The 15,092-nt window shown below is 58.8% G+C and carries 14 protein-coding genes; 8 read left to right on the top strand and 6 right to left on the bottom strand.

Annotated features, from left to right (window positions below; all coding sequences use genetic code 11):
- Positions 1–210: 210 nt before the first annotated feature.
- Together HMPREF1206_RS00580 and HMPREF1206_RS00575 are read left to right on the top strand one after the other, a co-directional pair.
- Positions 211–663 carry a hypothetical protein gene (locus HMPREF1206_RS00580; protein WP_016421460.1) on the top strand — a complete coding sequence of 151 codons (453 nt, stop codon included), beginning with the start codon at positions 211–213 and terminating at the stop codon, positions 661–663.
- Positions 664–873: 210 nt separating this feature from the next.
- The gene (locus tag HMPREF1206_RS00575) at positions 874–3,591 is read left to right on the top strand and encodes an ATP-dependent Clp protease ATP-binding subunit (protein WP_016421459.1); all 2,718 of its coding nucleotides are present in this window, start codon (positions 874–876) and stop codon (positions 3,589–3,591) included.
- Between the two features lie 123 nt (positions 3,592–3,714).
- Here HMPREF1206_RS00575 and HMPREF1206_RS00570 read toward each other — a convergent pair whose 3' ends face one another.
- Together HMPREF1206_RS00570 and HMPREF1206_RS00565 are read right to left on the bottom strand one after the other, a co-directional pair.
- Positions 3,715–4,299, bottom strand: coding sequence for a hypothetical protein (locus HMPREF1206_RS00570; RefSeq protein WP_231367153.1), 585 nt, complete (start codon positions 4,297–4,299; stop codon positions 3,715–3,717).
- 257 nt (positions 4,300–4,556) lie between these two features.
- Positions 4,557–5,120 carry a hypothetical protein gene (locus tag HMPREF1206_RS00565; protein ID WP_042388222.1) on the bottom strand — a complete coding sequence of 188 codons (564 nt, stop codon included), beginning with the start codon at positions 5,118–5,120 and terminating at the stop codon, positions 4,557–4,559.
- A gap of 130 nt (positions 5,121–5,250) precedes the next feature.
- On the opposite strand from HMPREF1206_RS00565, the gene HMPREF1206_RS00560 reads away from it, so the two are divergent.
- Complete coding sequence (locus HMPREF1206_RS00560; RefSeq protein ID WP_016421456.1) at positions 5,251–6,084, top strand: DUF1266 domain-containing protein; 834 nt, start codon at positions 5,251–5,253, stop codon at positions 6,082–6,084.
- 333 nt (positions 6,085–6,417) lie between these two features.
- Complete coding sequence (locus tag HMPREF1206_RS11185) at positions 6,418–6,594, top strand: hypothetical protein (RefSeq protein WP_005510144.1); 177 nt, start codon at positions 6,418–6,420, stop codon at positions 6,592–6,594.
- Between the two features lie 39 nt (positions 6,595–6,633).
- Here HMPREF1206_RS11185 and HMPREF1206_RS00555 read toward each other — a convergent pair whose 3' ends face one another.
- Both HMPREF1206_RS00555 and HMPREF1206_RS00550 read right to left on the bottom strand, forming a co-directional pair.
- Positions 6,634–7,821: a lipase family protein gene (locus HMPREF1206_RS00555; protein WP_016421455.1), complete on the bottom strand. Its 1,188-nt coding sequence runs from the start codon at positions 7,819–7,821 to the stop codon at positions 6,634–6,636.
- Between the two features lie 137 nt (positions 7,822–7,958).
- Entirely contained in the window at positions 7,959–8,891 is a 933-nt protein-coding gene (locus HMPREF1206_RS00550; RefSeq protein ID WP_016421454.1) for an A/G-specific adenine glycosylase, read from the bottom strand.
- Between the two features lie 29 nt (positions 8,892–8,920).
- Here HMPREF1206_RS00550 and HMPREF1206_RS00545 point away from each other — a divergent pair, with 29 nt between their 5' ends.
- Together HMPREF1206_RS00545 and HMPREF1206_RS00540 are read left to right on the top strand one after the other, a co-directional pair.
- The gene (locus HMPREF1206_RS00545) at positions 8,921–9,553 is read left to right on the top strand and encodes a carbonic anhydrase (protein WP_042388218.1); all 633 of its coding nucleotides are present in this window, start codon (positions 8,921–8,923) and stop codon (positions 9,551–9,553) included.
- A gap of 4 nt (positions 9,554–9,557) precedes the next feature.
- Positions 9,558–10,268 carry a hypothetical protein gene (locus HMPREF1206_RS00540; protein ID WP_016421452.1) on the top strand — a complete coding sequence of 237 codons (711 nt, stop codon included), beginning with the start codon at positions 9,558–9,560 and terminating at the stop codon, positions 10,266–10,268.
- Here HMPREF1206_RS00540 and radA read toward each other — a convergent pair.
- Together radA and HMPREF1206_RS00530 are read right to left on the bottom strand one after the other, a co-directional pair.
- Positions 10,265–11,824, bottom strand: a complete 1,560-nt coding sequence (gene radA / locus HMPREF1206_RS00535; RefSeq protein WP_016421451.1) for a DNA repair protein RadA — start codon at positions 11,822–11,824, stop codon at positions 10,265–10,267. The two genes, HMPREF1206_RS00540 and radA, sit on opposite strands and share 4 nt — an antisense overlap.
- A gap of 292 nt (positions 11,825–12,116) precedes the next feature.
- Positions 12,117–12,803, bottom strand: coding sequence for a hypothetical protein (locus HMPREF1206_RS00530; protein WP_016421450.1), 687 nt, complete (start codon positions 12,801–12,803; stop codon positions 12,117–12,119).
- A 154-nt stretch (positions 12,804–12,957) separates the two neighbouring features.
- Here HMPREF1206_RS00530 and HMPREF1206_RS00525 point away from each other — a divergent pair, with 154 nt between their 5' ends.
- Positions 12,958–13,533 carry a CarD family transcriptional regulator gene (locus tag HMPREF1206_RS00525; RefSeq protein ID WP_016421449.1) on the top strand — a complete coding sequence of 192 codons (576 nt, stop codon included), beginning with the start codon at positions 12,958–12,960 and terminating at the stop codon, positions 13,531–13,533.
- 139 nt (positions 13,534–13,672) lie between these two features.
- Positions 13,673–15,076, top strand: coding sequence for a cysteine--tRNA ligase (cysS, locus tag HMPREF1206_RS00520; RefSeq protein WP_042388940.1), 1,404 nt, complete (start codon positions 13,673–13,675; stop codon positions 15,074–15,076).
- The last annotated feature ends 16 nt before the right edge of the window (positions 15,077–15,092 follow it).

Raw genomic sequence — 15,092 nt, 5'->3', positions numbered from 1 at the left:
GCGTCACAGACTGCCATGCGCTCTGACCGTGCTGCTTTGGACAGCATCGCTCTCTGACCGCATTGTGCCGGTGACATAAGCGGATAAAACGTGGTGCGTTTGATGGCACCACTGTCCAGATTTGGGCAGTCCAGCATGGTTTGGCTAGGGGAGAACTCCCCGGGGAGAACTCCCGTTTCTTTTGTGTCCGAGAGTTTTTAATCTGAGATCATGTTCACCAAGAAGATTTCCGCTGTAGCCGCCGCAATCACTGCCGCCGCTGCGCTTGCTGTTGTCAATCCGTCCGTCGCCGATGCAGCTACGAAGTATCCGAGGATTCATGCGGACCTCGTTTCGTACGGCAACGATGATGGTCGAGTTTTCTGTGATGGCTCCGCGAAGTATGGGTTTTGGAGCTGTCAGACCACCGAATCGTGGAGTGACAAGGCTAAGCCTGACTACAACATGTTCGAGGTAGATCTCGAAGAACGTGAAGTGGTTGAGCGAACCTTTGCTGACTTTGATGCCAATTTGGATGTTTTCAAGCTGAAGGAAGGTAAGAAGTACCTCTTTAACGGCATCGTAGTTCAGGGCAAGAACGGCACTTTGTACTTCAGTTCTCCGAAGCAACAGTGCCGTGGTGAAGTTCAACCTGATTTTTGGACCGCAATCGAAACTGACTAGTTGTGTGGGGGATAACGTCGTTTCCCATTAGCTCCCGGTGGCATTGCCGCCGGGAGCTTTTGCTGCCGTATGAGCAGTGATACCTCTCTCGACCAGCCTGTTCGCTACTGGCGTACGGCTATAGGGATTAATCTGTGTCGCGGCGCGTTTAAGCTAGGTGAAACAACCTTTATTGAATTACGGCAAAAATAGACACTTGAAAGGGCAGTGATGTTCGAGAGGTTTACGGACCGAGCACGTCGCGTTGTCGTCCTGGCACAGGATGAGGCACGCGAGCTCAATCACAATTACATCGGCACGGAGCACATCCTGCTCGGCCTGATTAGTGAAGGCGACGGTGTGGCTGCCAAGGCGCTGGAGTCCATGGGTATTTCCCTGGACGCTGTGCGCTCTGAGGTGGTCGACATTATTGGTCGTGGCTCCCAGCCGCCGAGCGGTCACGTGCCGTTTACCCCGCGTGCAAAGAAGGTGCTGGAGTACTCTCTGCGCGAGGCTTTGCAGCTGGGTCACAAGTACATCGGTACTGAGCACCTGCTGCTCGGCCTGATTCGTGAGGGCGAAGGTGTTGCCGCTCAGGTTCTGGTTAAGCTCGGCGCTGACCTGCCGCGCGTACGTCAGCAGGTTATTCAGCTGCTCAGCGGTTTCCAGGGCGATGAGTCCGATGGTTCTCCGGAGCAACGTCCGGTCGGTGCTACTTCCGGCGCTCGTGTGCAGGAGGGTAACCACCAGTCCGGTTCGCTGGTGCTCGATCAGTTCGGTCGTAACCTGACCGTGGCTGCACGTGAGGGCAAGCTGGATCCGGTCATTGGCCGTGAGAAGGAAATCGAGCGCATTATGCAGGTTCTTTCTCGCCGTACCAAGAACAATCCTGTGCTGATTGGTGAGCCGGGCGTTGGTAAGACCGCCGTTGTGGAAGGCCTCGCGCTGGACATCGTCAACGGCCGTGTGCCGGAGACACTGAAGGATAAGCAGCTTTACTCCCTCGACCTGGGTTCCCTGGTTGCGGGTTCCCGTTACCGCGGTGACTTCGAGGAGCGTCTGAAGAAGGTGCTCAAGGAGATTAACCAGCGCGGTGACATCATTCTGTTTATTGACGAGATTCACACGCTGGTCGGTGCCGGTGCTGCAGAGGGCGCAATTGACGCGGCCTCGATTCTGAAGCCGAAGCTGGCTCGCGGTGAGCTGCAGACCATCGGTGCTACCACTTTGGATGAGTACCGTAAGCACATCGAGAAGGACGCCGCTCTCGAGCGTCGTTTCCAGCCGGTGAACGTGCCGGAGCCGAGCGTGGATCTCACTATCGAGATTCTGCGTGGTGTTCGCGATAAGTACGAGGCTCACCACCGCGTATCCATCTCGGACAAGGCGCTGGTTGCGGCAGCTACCCTCTCGGATCGTTACATCAACGACCGCTTCCTGCCGGATAAGGCTGTTGACCTTATTGACGAGGCCGGTGCTCGTATGCGCATCAAGCGCATGACTGCCCCGGCTGACCTGCAGGAGATCGACTCCAAGATTGCCGATGTGCGCCGCCAGAAGGAAGCCGCCATCGACGAGCAGGACTTCGAGAAGGCAGCTGGTCTGCGCGACAAGGAGCGCAAGCTGGGCGAAGAGCGCCGCGAGCGCGAGAAGAAGTGGCGTGCGGGCGAGTCCGACACCATCGCTGAGATTGGCGAGGAACAGATTGCGGAGGTCCTGGCTTCCTGGACTGGCATTCCGGTGTTCAAGCTCACCGAGGAAGAGTCCTCGCGTCTGCTGCGCATGGAGGATGAGCTGCACAAGCGCATCATCGGTCAGGAAGAGGCTGTCAGTGCTGTCTCCCGCGCTATTCGTCGTACCCGTGCTGGCCTGAAGGACCCGAAGCGTCCGTCCGGTTCGTTCATCTTCGCTGGTCCGTCCGGTGTTGGTAAGACCGAGCTGTCGAAGGCTCTGGCCGAGTTCCTCTTTGGTGAGGAAGACGCACTCATTCAGATTGATATGGGTGAGTTCCACGACCGCTTCACTGCTTCTCGTCTCTTCGGTGCTCCTCCCGGATACGTCGGCTACGAAGAGGGCGGCCAGCTCACCGAGAAGGTGCGCCGCAAGCCGTTCTCCGTCGTGCTTTTCGACGAGATTGAGAAGGCCCACAAGGAGATTTACAACACCTTGCTGCAGGTCCTGGAAGACGGTCGTCTGACTGACTCGCAGGGTCGAGTGGTGGACTTCAAGAACACGGTTCTGATCTTCACCTCGAACCTGGGTACCAGCGACATTTCCAAGGCTGTTGGTATGGGCTTCTCGGGTGTCGGCGAGGCCGATGAAGATGGCAAGTACGAGCGGATGAAGGACAAGGTCCACGACGAGCTGAAGAAGCACTTCCGTCCGGAGTTCCTGAACCGTATCGACGAGATTGTGGTCTTCAAGCAGCTGAGCCAGGCTGAGATTGTTCAGATGGTCGACCTCATGCTGGCCCGCGTCAGCGACCAGCTCGACGAGAAGCGCATCACCATGGAGATTTCCGACCGCGCCAAGAACCTGCTGGCCAAGCGCGGCTTCGATCCGGTGCTCGGCGCCCGTCCGCTGCGTCGCACCATTCAGCGCGAGATTGAGGATCAGCTCTCCGAGAAGATTCTCTACGGTGAGATTGGTCTCGGCGAGACCGTCTTCATCGATGTCGAAGGCTGGGATGGCGAGTCCAAGGACGTCGACAAGGCGAAGTTCACCTTCACCAACAAGGGCAAGGCCGGTAACGTTGATGCCGACGGCGGTGCTCTGGGTGAATCCGAGGAAGACAAGGACGTTCTCGGAAATGCTGACGGCACCCTGAGCGTTGAAGCCGACGACATCGAAGGTGCTGCTGACCAAGCCGCTGCCGAGGCAGAGGTCGACTCCGATAACGACGGCCACAACCCGCCACCGGCTGGTGCGGGTGCTGGCCAGCCGCTCTAAGAGGTTTAGCCGCTAGCAGTACCAACGAACACTGCCGCCCCAGTTCCGACTCCATTATGGGAGGAACTGGGGCGGCAGTGTGTCTATATGCGGTCTTTCCTAAAAGCGCGGATAGTTGTAGTTCTACTTGGCCACGCCGAGGTCGACCAATGCTTTCTTTGCCACTTCGGGGTCATCATTTTTGATCATGTACTCAACGATTCCCTGGTCCTCTGGGAGGATTTCCGCAACTGTGATGAGGGACTCCACTCTCTGCGCCTTGAATGTGGAACCGCGCGTTGATTCTGCCGGAATCTCAACGGCATCCAAGACGGGCTTGCCGTCACGAACGGCGGCGGTGGCGGCAGGGTCATCGGTGAAGACTACGTAACCAACGTCGGGTGCCTTCGTAGTATCCACGGAACAGTTGGTACCCATTGCCTGTGGGGCAGGGGCGCTATCCGCACCATAGTAGCTAAACACCACTTCATAGTCTGTGCAGGCCCGCACGAAACTAGCAATCGGTTCGGGTGCGTGGTCGGCAGGGGTGAGGCCGCCAGCGGTATCCCCACCAGTGGCACCGGTAGCGCCACCGTTGGAAGCGCCGGGATCGGCAGGTGCTTCAGCGGCGGACTGTGCGGGAGCAGCGGACTCGTCTGACTTGTCACTAAAGAGCGCGTCTTTAGCTGCAACGTAGGCAATCGCTAGCACCACGATGCCCGCTATCACTAAGGGAAGGAGTAATAGCTGCTTCTTTACACTGAGACCTTTCGATGCGCCGCTGGTCTGGGCACCTGTCGTGCCCGCGCTGGCGTTCGACCTTGAGGCGGCCGTCGTATTTGCTGGAGACGCTCCAGTTTCTAGTAACGAACCATGCTTGATGTAATGGCGATAGCCATTTTGCGCAATAGCCAGGTTTTGCTCGATGTGTGATGTGTCTTCTGGCCCATTTAAGCGGTCGGGCGAACCCGGGTATGCAAGTCGAATCATTTTTCAGTCCACCACCGTGAATCAATGTCGGAGTACAGGGAGCGCATCGACTCTGCAAACTCTTCCAAGCTATTGCGATTGAGACGGTGCTTGTTTTCTTTCCATCGCTCAAACAGCTCAGTTGACGACACTGCACGCGAGGCCTCAGTTCGTGCCTCTCGGCCTGCGGTCAGAGCCCACTGGGCGGCAAATTGCACACGTTTCGCAGCCTTTTCTGTGAAACCGCTCCACACTTTATATGTGTTGTAGAGCTGGGCCACGACGGCCCAGCCGCCCTTGTAAGGCAGAACTGTGACGTTGCCCAGGTTGTCAAGTTCAAGGAACTCAAAATGGGATGGATCCTTCTTATCGGCGGTCACGAGGATCCTGCGGTTGGTGACAAACGCGGCACCATCCACCCCACTTGCTTTCGTGGCGGCGGCCTCGAGCACAATCTCGTCGACACCAAGACCTTCTACAACAGCGACGGCGGCAGTGCGCACAATCCCGGAATTACCGGTACGTTCAAGTGCGGCACCGAGATCTGGCCGGTCGGTCAATGCAATTTGGGGTCCTGTCATGCACACGAGACTAGCAACACAATAAAAACCGCGCCTGCCGTTCAGTGCTATGACATAACTCACCCCAGGTGTGGGGTGGTGTGTGAAGTAACGCTGACTCAACCCCGAAACCTCGGTACGTTCTGTGGGTATGAGCTCAACGTTCACGCCAGCAAAGTTTGATGATACTTGGATCTACCGCCTTACAAAGTTCCCATGGCCGGAACCGGCGCCGAGCAAAGATGAGGTGCGCCGCCACTCTTGGGGAATGGTGTACAAGAGCAATAAGGCGTTTGCGACCCCGCTAGGGGTTGAGGCCATCAACGCAAGGGCGGCCAAGTACTACAAAACATCTCTCGAGCAAAACTGGGGGGTCACTGGTGCACAGGAAGCGTATCAGGTTATTGATGCTCTGCTCGAAGGTGGCCAGCACGTGGAAAATGACCTGCTTTTACCGCTCGCATATGCAGTGAAGGACATCTCTGAGAACGAGCTCGAGGCAGAGATGGAGGAGCGAATCGAGTTTCTGAAAGACTTCTTTGTTGTCCAAGGCGTGGATCCGCGTGGTGCAGAACATAAGTTCCGTTACCTTGTACGGATGTTGCGCTCGGAGGGCTTTGCCAAAGCAGCGGCCCCGGCACTGCCCGCCACTACTCGCGCATGGGACATAATCCGTGTTCACAGCGTTGGTGGCGCGGCAACGGAGCTGGGGTGGATCTCTCCAGAAGAGTTCCTTCAGATTTCAGACAAGGCCGTGGCGGCGCTGCAGCGCTACTTCGTGTCGTGGGCTGACGTAGCCGCAAGTTTCTGGTGGGGTCGAATGATCTGGGCGAGTGATGGTGAGCCCGACGTCACCGCTGCGATGAAGGATCAATCGCAACGGCTCACCGAGCTGCTCGCACACAGTGATTCGCCTTGGGTGCGCGTGCCCTTGCACGACATCCAGGCCGAGGAGCCATTCGCATCCCTGGGCGGTTTGCACTAACTAGCTGTCGTCATTGTTCGGCGCGCTGTGGCGGTGGCCGGTTTCATGAGCTCACTAGGGGCGGTCACAAATAACGGATTGAGGCATCTATGGCGCAGGGACGGCGAGTTCAAGGACATCTGCAAGGCGAAGTTACCTTCACCAATATGAGGCAAGGTCGGTAACGTTGATGCCGATGAGCGGTGCCTTGGCCGATTCTGAGGAAGATGACGGGCGTTCTCGGCAGTGCTGACGGTATCCTGAGCGTTTGGATCTGGCGACATCAAAGCTACTGTCGATCAGGCCACTGCCGAGGCAGAGACCGAATCTGATAACTCCGAGGGAGAGAACTAAATGGGGATCCAATTTCGCAAGAAGCAGAACCTGGACAAGGACACGTGGCTGAACTACTCGGGTTCGGGAGTCTCTGGTTCGAAGCGTATCGGTCCGGTGACCATTAACAGCCGTGGCGGTTACACCGTCCGACTGGGCAAGGGCTTGACCTTCCGTGGTCGCTGGAAGAAAAAGTAGCTGTACTTGCTAGATGGAGGAAAGCGGCGGTTGTCGCCGCTAGTACCCCATTTTCTGATTCACCCACGCAAGCATCTCTTCGTGGGTGAGCACGTAGGCAAGGCCGTGCGTCCCATCACCGAGGTCAGTATCGACCTCCACGTAGGTGATGTCGGAGCCGGCCTTTTGCCATTTCTGCACAAGTTCGCGTGCCGACGTCACGGGTAGCACATCATCCAATGCGTTATGGGTAACGAATACGGGCATACTGGGAGTCTTTGTCCCCAGAGCTTGTTCTTCCACGTGGCGCCGAACGACGGGGGAGAGCTCCGGCGAGCGCAGATTTTCCGCTATTCCTAAGTCGTTGGCCGTGAATGCCTTGGTGTCATTGCGGGGCCAACGTTCGACAGTGGCGCCAATGCATTCATCGGCCGTGAGCTTCAGGAAATCCTGCCCCAGCGGGCTCAGCATGCGCTCGATCGGTTCTTTTGTCTCTGGGTACTCTGCAATCAAGCCGTTCATGAAGTAACCGACGAGCCCCGCCAGCGCCGAGCCGCGAATATGCAGTGCAGTGTCGGTGAGATCGGCCGGAATAGCCCCGGCGTAAACAGCGCGGATGTTCAGCTCCGAGGCATACTCATCGGCGAGCTCGGCCGCTGCAGCGGTGGCGCCTCCGCCCTGTGAGTAGCCGAACAGCGCAATGGGAGTGTCTGTAGGCAGTTGTAAAGTTTCAATAGCCGCTCGCGCCATATCGAGCGTGTTATTCCCGGCAACCTCACGGTTGAGATACGGATGTACCCCAGGCGTGCCGAGCCCCTGGTAATCCACGATGGCAACATTCCATCCCTGTGCCAGCAACTGAGGTGCCGGAGGCGTCGGAGGCGCTTCGTAGCGCAGGGCAACCGAACTGGCACAGTTATCAGCCATACCGAGAGTTCCAGGTGCAATTACTGCCAGTGGGCGCGGGGATTTCTCCGACCAGCGGGTATAGGGCTGCAAAATCGTGCCGGACACGGCTGTCTGGCGGTGGTCGCGTGCGCCTGTGGAGGAAAACACGACCCGCTGTGCGCGTGCGGGCGCATTGACCGGAAATGGCGTCTTCGTAATTACCTGACCTGGAGGCAATCGCTTCACCGTAGAAGAGTCAGAATCCGAGGAACCGAAGCCAGTTGCTCCTAGACCATCCACCGCCGAGCAACCACCGAGCGTTCCCACGCTAGAGCTCAGAAGAGCAACTCCAAGTACCATGCTCAGCGCGATTCTGCGTTTACTAGCCCCAAAGAGACAGCGCTGGCGCTGAGGTCGATGGGGCGTGGCATTCATGTTCCCAATTCTAGGCAACGCACTTGTTCGAATCTGGTCTTTACCGGAGCATTGTCTGGGTTCTAACGGGGCAACTGGAAGCGGCCATCGGAGGTTTGCTCCGCAAGACCGTCGTCAAGCAGGGAAAACAGTGCGCGGGAACGCTGATGTGCATCATCCCAGACCGCATCGAGAGCGGCCTGTTCGACGGGGGAGTCGGCGGCGCGGAGCACGTCGAGAAGCAAGCCCCGGACTTGGCGGTCGGTGCCTTCGAACTTCTGCACACGCCGTTTAGCAGCGGCGATTTCGTGGTCTTCGGGTTCGGGGCGACCGGCGGCGATCCAGGCGCAACTGGTAGCGATGGGGCAGACCTCGCACTCGGGTGTCGTTCGGCAGACGGTAGCGCCGAGTTCCATGAGTGCGACGGAAGTCTCGGCTGCAGTCGTGGGGTCGAGTGGTAGGAACTCTTCGACGAGGGTCATGTCGGCGCGTTTGGCGATGCCGGGAAGGTACGTGCCCTGGCGGTGTCGCCGGAGTACGCGGCGCACGTTGATGTCCACCACCGGCGTGCGCGCGCCAAAAGCAAACGCCGCTACCGCCCGAGCGGTGTAGTCTCCTACCCCCGGAAGGGCTAACAGTGTGTCCACGTCACTCGGCACTTCGCCGTCGTGCTTTTCGACGATCTTTTCTGCGCATTCACGCAGCCGGAGTGCACGTCGGGGATAGCCGAGTTTTCCCCACATACGCAGGACTTCATCTTTGGGGGCGACTGCCAGATCGGCTGGGGTGGGCCATTTTTCCAGCCAGGCGCGCCACGAGGGGATGACGCGGGCGACGGGAGTCTGTTGACTCATCACTTCGCTGACGAGCACAGCCCATGGTGAAGTGCCTTTTTCACGCCAGGGAAGTGGCCGCATATTGGCGCGATACCAATCGCGTAAGGCGGCATCGACGTGTTCGTCGAAGTCGTCGGATTGGTTAATTGCAGAGGTCAATCTACATTCTCGCTTTCCCATAAACAGCGGAGTCGTTGCACAATATAACTATGAGCAATTCTGAGAGGACTCCTGAGAGTGTATGGCAATCGATGGTGCGCGGAAACCTCCGCTTCTGCGAGAGCAAGACGGCGCATCCTCGCCAGGACTTGGTTCGTCGTAAGCAGCTGACGCAGGGGCAGAAGCCGAAGGCCGTTGTGCTGGCTTGCTCGGATTCCCGTGCACCGGTGGAGATTATCTTCGATCAGGGCCTGGGCGATGTATTCGTGATTCGTACTGCCGGTGAGATCACCGACCTGTCGGTGCTGGCTTCGCTGGAATTCGCAGTTGATGGTCTGGGAGTTCCGCTGGTGATTGTTCTCGGCCACGAGTCCTGCGGCGCTGTGGCTGCGGCGAAGAATGCACTGGACGGTGGCGAACTGCCGGGTGGTTTCCAGCGTGTGCTGATTGAGAAAGTCACCCCGTCGCTGTTGGCGGCTCGCAAAGATGGCGAGACGGAAATCGACGAATTTGAGCGGCGCCACGTGCGCGAGATTGTTAATCACATTATTGATCGCTCGCCAGAGATTTCATCGCGCTTGGTGACCGGCGAGGTGGGCGTTGTCGGTATGCGGTACCGCTTGGAGGACGGACGCGCTGAGACCGTCGTTACCCATGGAGTCAGCGAGAACCCGCTAACCTAAATGTGTGACCAATAAGCTGCCTCCAGAAATCTACCGGCGTCGGCGTATCGCCGCGGCGGTGTTGCTCGTTATCATCCTCGTTCTCCTGGGCTGGGGTATTTCCGCACTGGTAAACCGGGACAGCGAGGATTCTGAACCGGTGAATGTCACCAGGGATGACGGGAAAGAGGTGACCCCTCCGGAACAGCCCAAGGAACCTTACGCGCCTAAGTCTGACAAGGACTCGACGAAGGACAAGTCTGACAAGGATGCCAAGACGGACGCTAAGGAAGGCGAAGATTCCGCGAAGGATGACGCTCAGGCGGCGCTTGCGAACAAAAAGGACTGTAGCCTTGCAGACCTGCAGGTGACAGCCACCTCGGATCAGCCGAACTACGGCGATGAGCAGCCGACTCTGGCAATTACCGTCCACAATCCCACCGGCGGTGAATGCCGCGTGAACCTCGATGAGCAGCAGTTGCGCTTCGAGGTGTACGACCTGGCAACGTACGAGCGCGTCTGGTCGGATGTGGACTGCAATGACTCCGAAGGCCACGGTGAACTGGTATTGGCACCGGGCGAGGAAGTCAACTATGCCGCCACCTGGTCGCGTCTGACCTCGGCGCCGAACAAGTGCTCCGAAGAAGACCGCGTCCCAGCGCCCTCCGGGTCGTACATCTTCTACGGCGTGATTGGTGACAACAACTCTGACGCCTACACGTTCAACATGCGCTAGCGCTTAGTTCCCAACCCAAGCTCAATGGCCTCGGCAACGGTGCCTGCTTCCAGCAGCCGCATCCCCGCCGGGCCTTTTGCGCCTCTGGGCACAATTGCCGTGTCGAAGCCCATTCGATGAGCTTCCTTAAGCCGCCACTCCAAATCGGTCACTCGGCGCACTTCGCCGGCCAACCCCAGTTCGCCGAGTGCAATGGTTTTGTCCTGGAAGGTCCGCTTAGTCATGGATGAGGCCAGTGCCAGCGCGATTGCCAGGTCCGCGGCAGGCTCCGACAGCGTCATACCGCCGACGGTGGACACGTACATCTCCATGCGGGCCAACTGCTTGAAGTTTCCATGTTCAGTCAGCACGGCCGCGACCATCGGCACGCGGCGAGGGTCGAGGCCAGAGACATTGCGTCGCGGGTTGTGCGCCTCGGTATTGATTACCAGGCCCTGCACCTCCGCCAGCAGCGGTCTGCGGCCATCCATGGCCACGGTAATTGCAGTTCCCGAGGTCGGCGTTCGGTGATGCAAAAACAGCCCCGAGGGATCCTCAACTTCCGCAATGCCGCCCGCCGTCTGCTCGAAGCAGCCCACTTCATCGGTGCTTCCGAAACGGTTTTTCAGGCCGCGCAAGAAGCGTAGCCCCGAATGCCTATCACCCTCGAAGTTGAGCACCACATCAACCAGGTGTTCCATTGTGCGCGGGCCGGCCACATTGCCGTCCTTGGTCACGTGTCCTACCAGGAAAATCGCAGTTCCGGTCTCCTTTGCCAGCGCCGCCAGCGCAGAGGTTACGGCGCGAGCCTGGGCAACGCCACCGCGAGCACCTTCGACGTCGGCACGCATCGTCTGCACAGAGTCCACAATGAGCAGACCGGGGGAGAGCTCCAGCGTCAGATCGATGACGTCCTCGATATTCGACACTGCCGACAGGTACAGCGAGTCCGACAGTGCGCCAGTGCGCTCGGCACGCAGCCGCACCTGACCGACCGATTCCTCACCGGTGACGTAAAGCGTCGGCCCCAAATCGCCGTCCGCGCAGCGGTAGGCCACTTCAAGTAGCAGCGTCGACTTACCAACCCCCGGTTCGCCTGCCAAGAGCACCAACGAACCCGGCACAATACCGGAACCGAGCACTCGATCCAGCTCGCCGATGCCCGTGCGCACCGCGTGCGCAGCCTTGGCGGAAATCCCCGTGATCGCGGTCAACTCGGAAGATGAAGTGGGGATTCGATCTGTTGCGGAGGTCTCGGCGAGGAAACGTTCCTCCGCCTCGTCGTCAAGCGCGCGCTGTGCTAGACGCTGGCTTTCAGCCGCGACGGAAGTGGAAGATGCTTTACGACGACCACCCCGCGCGCCGGGTTCCGTCGCGGCAGCGCTACGGCGACGTTGCTTGGCTGCCCGCGCGGCAATTTTGTCCTCCAGCGTGGAGGCGGACTTCCCACCGCTGGAGCGGATAGTGACCTTCTCTAGCGTGCCCCACTCTTTGCAGTTGGGACATTGGCCGACCCATTTCGACACCTGCCAGCCGCATGCTGAGCATTCGTAGGCTTCGTCTTTGGTCTTGGCCACGGTGCAACCACCTTTGCTTCAAGAGAGGGGACACGACAGACTCCACAACGTGTGTTGTGCGGTATGCGGTGAATGTCGCGAGAAAATTTACCCCAGATACGCGAGAGCGGGCCAGGGCAGTGTCAATGACTTGTGTCAAGGATGACTGTACTGCCGTGACCCGTATCAAGCGACCAATCGCCCATGCCCGCTCGATGAAGCGCCTCGCGTTATTTGCGGGACAGGACTGCGCTGTACCAGCGCCTAAAAGTGCGCTGCGCGCGAACAGCGCAGGAACACCACTGTGCTGCGATTACTTGGATTCAATCATGCCGTCAGCACCGCGGTTCGGTGCGCCAGCTTCCAGAATGTCAGCAGAGATGGTGATGTCCAGGTCGTAGGTGTTGGTCTGGCCCTGCGGGTCAGTGAACTCGAAGGTGGCCTCGCGGTTCTGGCCAGCAGCGCTGCTCTTGTCGCCAACCAGGGTGCTCGGGTCCAGCTCATTGGTGTAGTACGCGATGCAGCCGGTGTTGTCCTTGGCGGTCTTAGCCAGCGGATCGATGACGGACTTCGGGCCGGCAACAATCTGGCACTCACGCGGCAGGGAGTCCTCGCCCTTTGCAGCCTTAGCGAAGGAAGGTGTCTCAGCGACCTTCTTCAGCTCAACCTCGCCGATACCTTCAACGGTGACGGACTTCAGCTTGTAGACCGACTCGGTAGCGCGCTGCTGGTTGCTGGCGGAGAACTTCAGACCAGCGGTACCAGCCTCCGGGTCAACCAGGATATGAGCGTCGCGGATGTTGACGAAGCCAAGAGCCGAGTTGGTGTTCTCAGCACCCTTGCCGGCAGCATCTTCGCCGCCGTTCATCGCACCGTCTACAGCCGGGTGCTGATTTGCGGTCTGCGAAATCTGACCGGCGCCACAAGCAGCAAGTGCAACTGCGGATGCTGCGGAGACGGTGATGAGGGCGCTGCGGCGAAGTACGGACTTGAAGGCCATGACTAGATTTCCTCCAGTAGCTTGAGGATGGGCGATAGGATTTTCAGTATTTAAAGAACACCTTAGTGTCTTCCTAAGATGTTCTCATACTACCCGTAAAATCATGGGGGGACATGATAGGGTGGAAGGCCGTTGGAAAGGGCGTGTGCATTACATGGAATTCAGCATTGGGGATACCGTAGTTTATCCGCACCACGGAGCTGCGAAAATCGAAAACATCATTGAACGAGAGCTTAACGGTGAGACCGTTCAGTACCTCGTACTGCAGATTCTGCAGAGTGATCTGAATATCCAGGTGCCCGCCAAGAATGCCGAGCTGGTCGGTGTCCGCGATGTTGTCGGTGAAGAGGGGCTGCTGAAGGTCTTCTCCGTTCTGCGTGAGACCGACGTAGAAGAGGCCGGCAACTGGTCCCGTCGCTACAAGGCCAACCAGGAGCGCCTGGGTTCGGGCGACATTAACAAGGTCGCTGAGGTAGTTCGTGACCTGTGGCGCCGCGATCAGGATCGCGGTCTGTCCGCCGGCGAAAAGCGTATGTTGAGCAAGGCTCGCCAGGTTCTCGTCGGTGAGCTCGCGCTTGCCGACGGCGTTGATGAGGCCAAGGTCGAGGAAGTTTTTGCCCGCGTCGATGCCACTATCGAGCGTCACCGCGCGCTGGCACAGGAAGGTACCGCCGGTGAGAAGAAGGACGAGGCCGACGATAAGCCGGTGGACCTGGACGCAGACGCATAAGTCGTTTCCCTTCCTCGGTGCCTTCCAGTAGGGATTTTCTGCACTTTTCCGGTTAACGGCTAGCGCACATACATTGCCCGTGTGCGCTAGCCGTTTTCTCTTTTTCACCCGTATCTATTTCCCCGCTATGCTCGGGGCTGTGACTTTTCAAATCTTCGATACCGCAACCCGCCAACTGAAGGATTTTGAGCCTCTCCGCGAGGGGCATGCCTCCATTTACCTGTGCGGTGCGACCCCGCAGGCTCAGCCGCACATTGGCCATGTTCGCTCCGGCGTGGCCTTTGATATCTTGCGCCGTTGGCTGATCGCCAAGGGGTATGACGTCGCCTTTGTGCGCAACGTCACCGATATCGATGACAAGATTTTGAACAAGGCCGCCGAGCACGGCCGTCCTTGGTGGGAGTGGGTCTCTCGCTTTGAGCGCGAATTTACCTGGGCTTACAACCAGCTCGGTGTTCTCCCGCCGAGCGTTGAGCCGCGCGCTACCGGGCATGTCACTCAGATGGTGGAGTATATGCAGCGTCTGATGGATAACGGCTTCGCCTACGCTGTCGATGGCAGCGTCTATTTCGACGTGGATGCCTGGTCCAAGGCTGAAGGCAGCGACTACGGCAGCCTGTCCGGCAACCGCGTCGACGAGATGGAGCAGGGCGAGACCAATACTCCGGGCAAGCGCGGTGCGCACGATTTCGCACTGTGGAAGGCTGCCAAGCCGGGCGAGCCCTCGTGGCCGACGCCGTGGGGCAATGGCCGGCCGGGCTGGCACCTGGAGTGCTCCGCCATGGCCACCTACTACTTGGGCTCGGAGTTCGACATCCACTGTGGCGGCCTCGACCTGCAGTTCCCGCATCATGAAAACGAGATTGCGCAGTCGCACGCAGCCGGCGACGGCTTTGCTCGCTACTGGATGCACAACCACTGGGTCACAATGGCCGGCGAAAAAATGTCGAAGTCGCTCGGTAACGTGTTGTCCGTGCCGCATATCCTGACCATGGTTCGTCCGGTTGAGCTGCGTTACTACCTCGGTAGTGCGCACTACCGCTCCGTGCTGGAGTACTCCGAGGAGGCTCTGCAGGAAGCGGCAGCGGGCTACCGTCGTATCGAGGCGTTTATGCACCGTGCCGTCGATAAGCTCGGCGATATAGAAATCGGTGAGTGGACGCCGGCGTTCGAAGCAGCGCTCGACGACGACCTCGCCGTCCCACGCGCGCTCGCGGAAATCCACAACGCTGTTCGCGGAGGTAATCAGGCGCTTGCCGACGGCGACGAGACCAAGGCCAAGGAGATTGCCGGTGCTGTCCGCGCTATGGCCGCAGTCCTTGGGTTCGATCCGCTGAATGAGCAGTGGGCAACCTCCGATTCCGGTTCCGATGCGGCAATGCATGCGCTCGGTGTGCTGGTTGAGCACCAGTTGGAGGAACGCACCCGGGCTCGTGCAGAGAAGGACTGGGCTACGGCTGATGCTGTGCGCGACCGTCTGAAGGAAGCGGGTATCGAGGTAACTGATACCGCGGATGGTCCAGCATGGTCTGTCGCTGACTAGGGCTGAAAAGCTGGCT

The sequence above is a fragment of the Corynebacterium sp. HFH0082 genome (assembly GCF_000411235.1).
Taxonomy (GTDB): domain Bacteria; phylum Actinomycetota; class Actinomycetes; order Mycobacteriales; family Mycobacteriaceae; genus Corynebacterium; species Corynebacterium jeikeium_D.
This window is presented reverse-complemented; position numbering and strand designations above follow the sequence as displayed.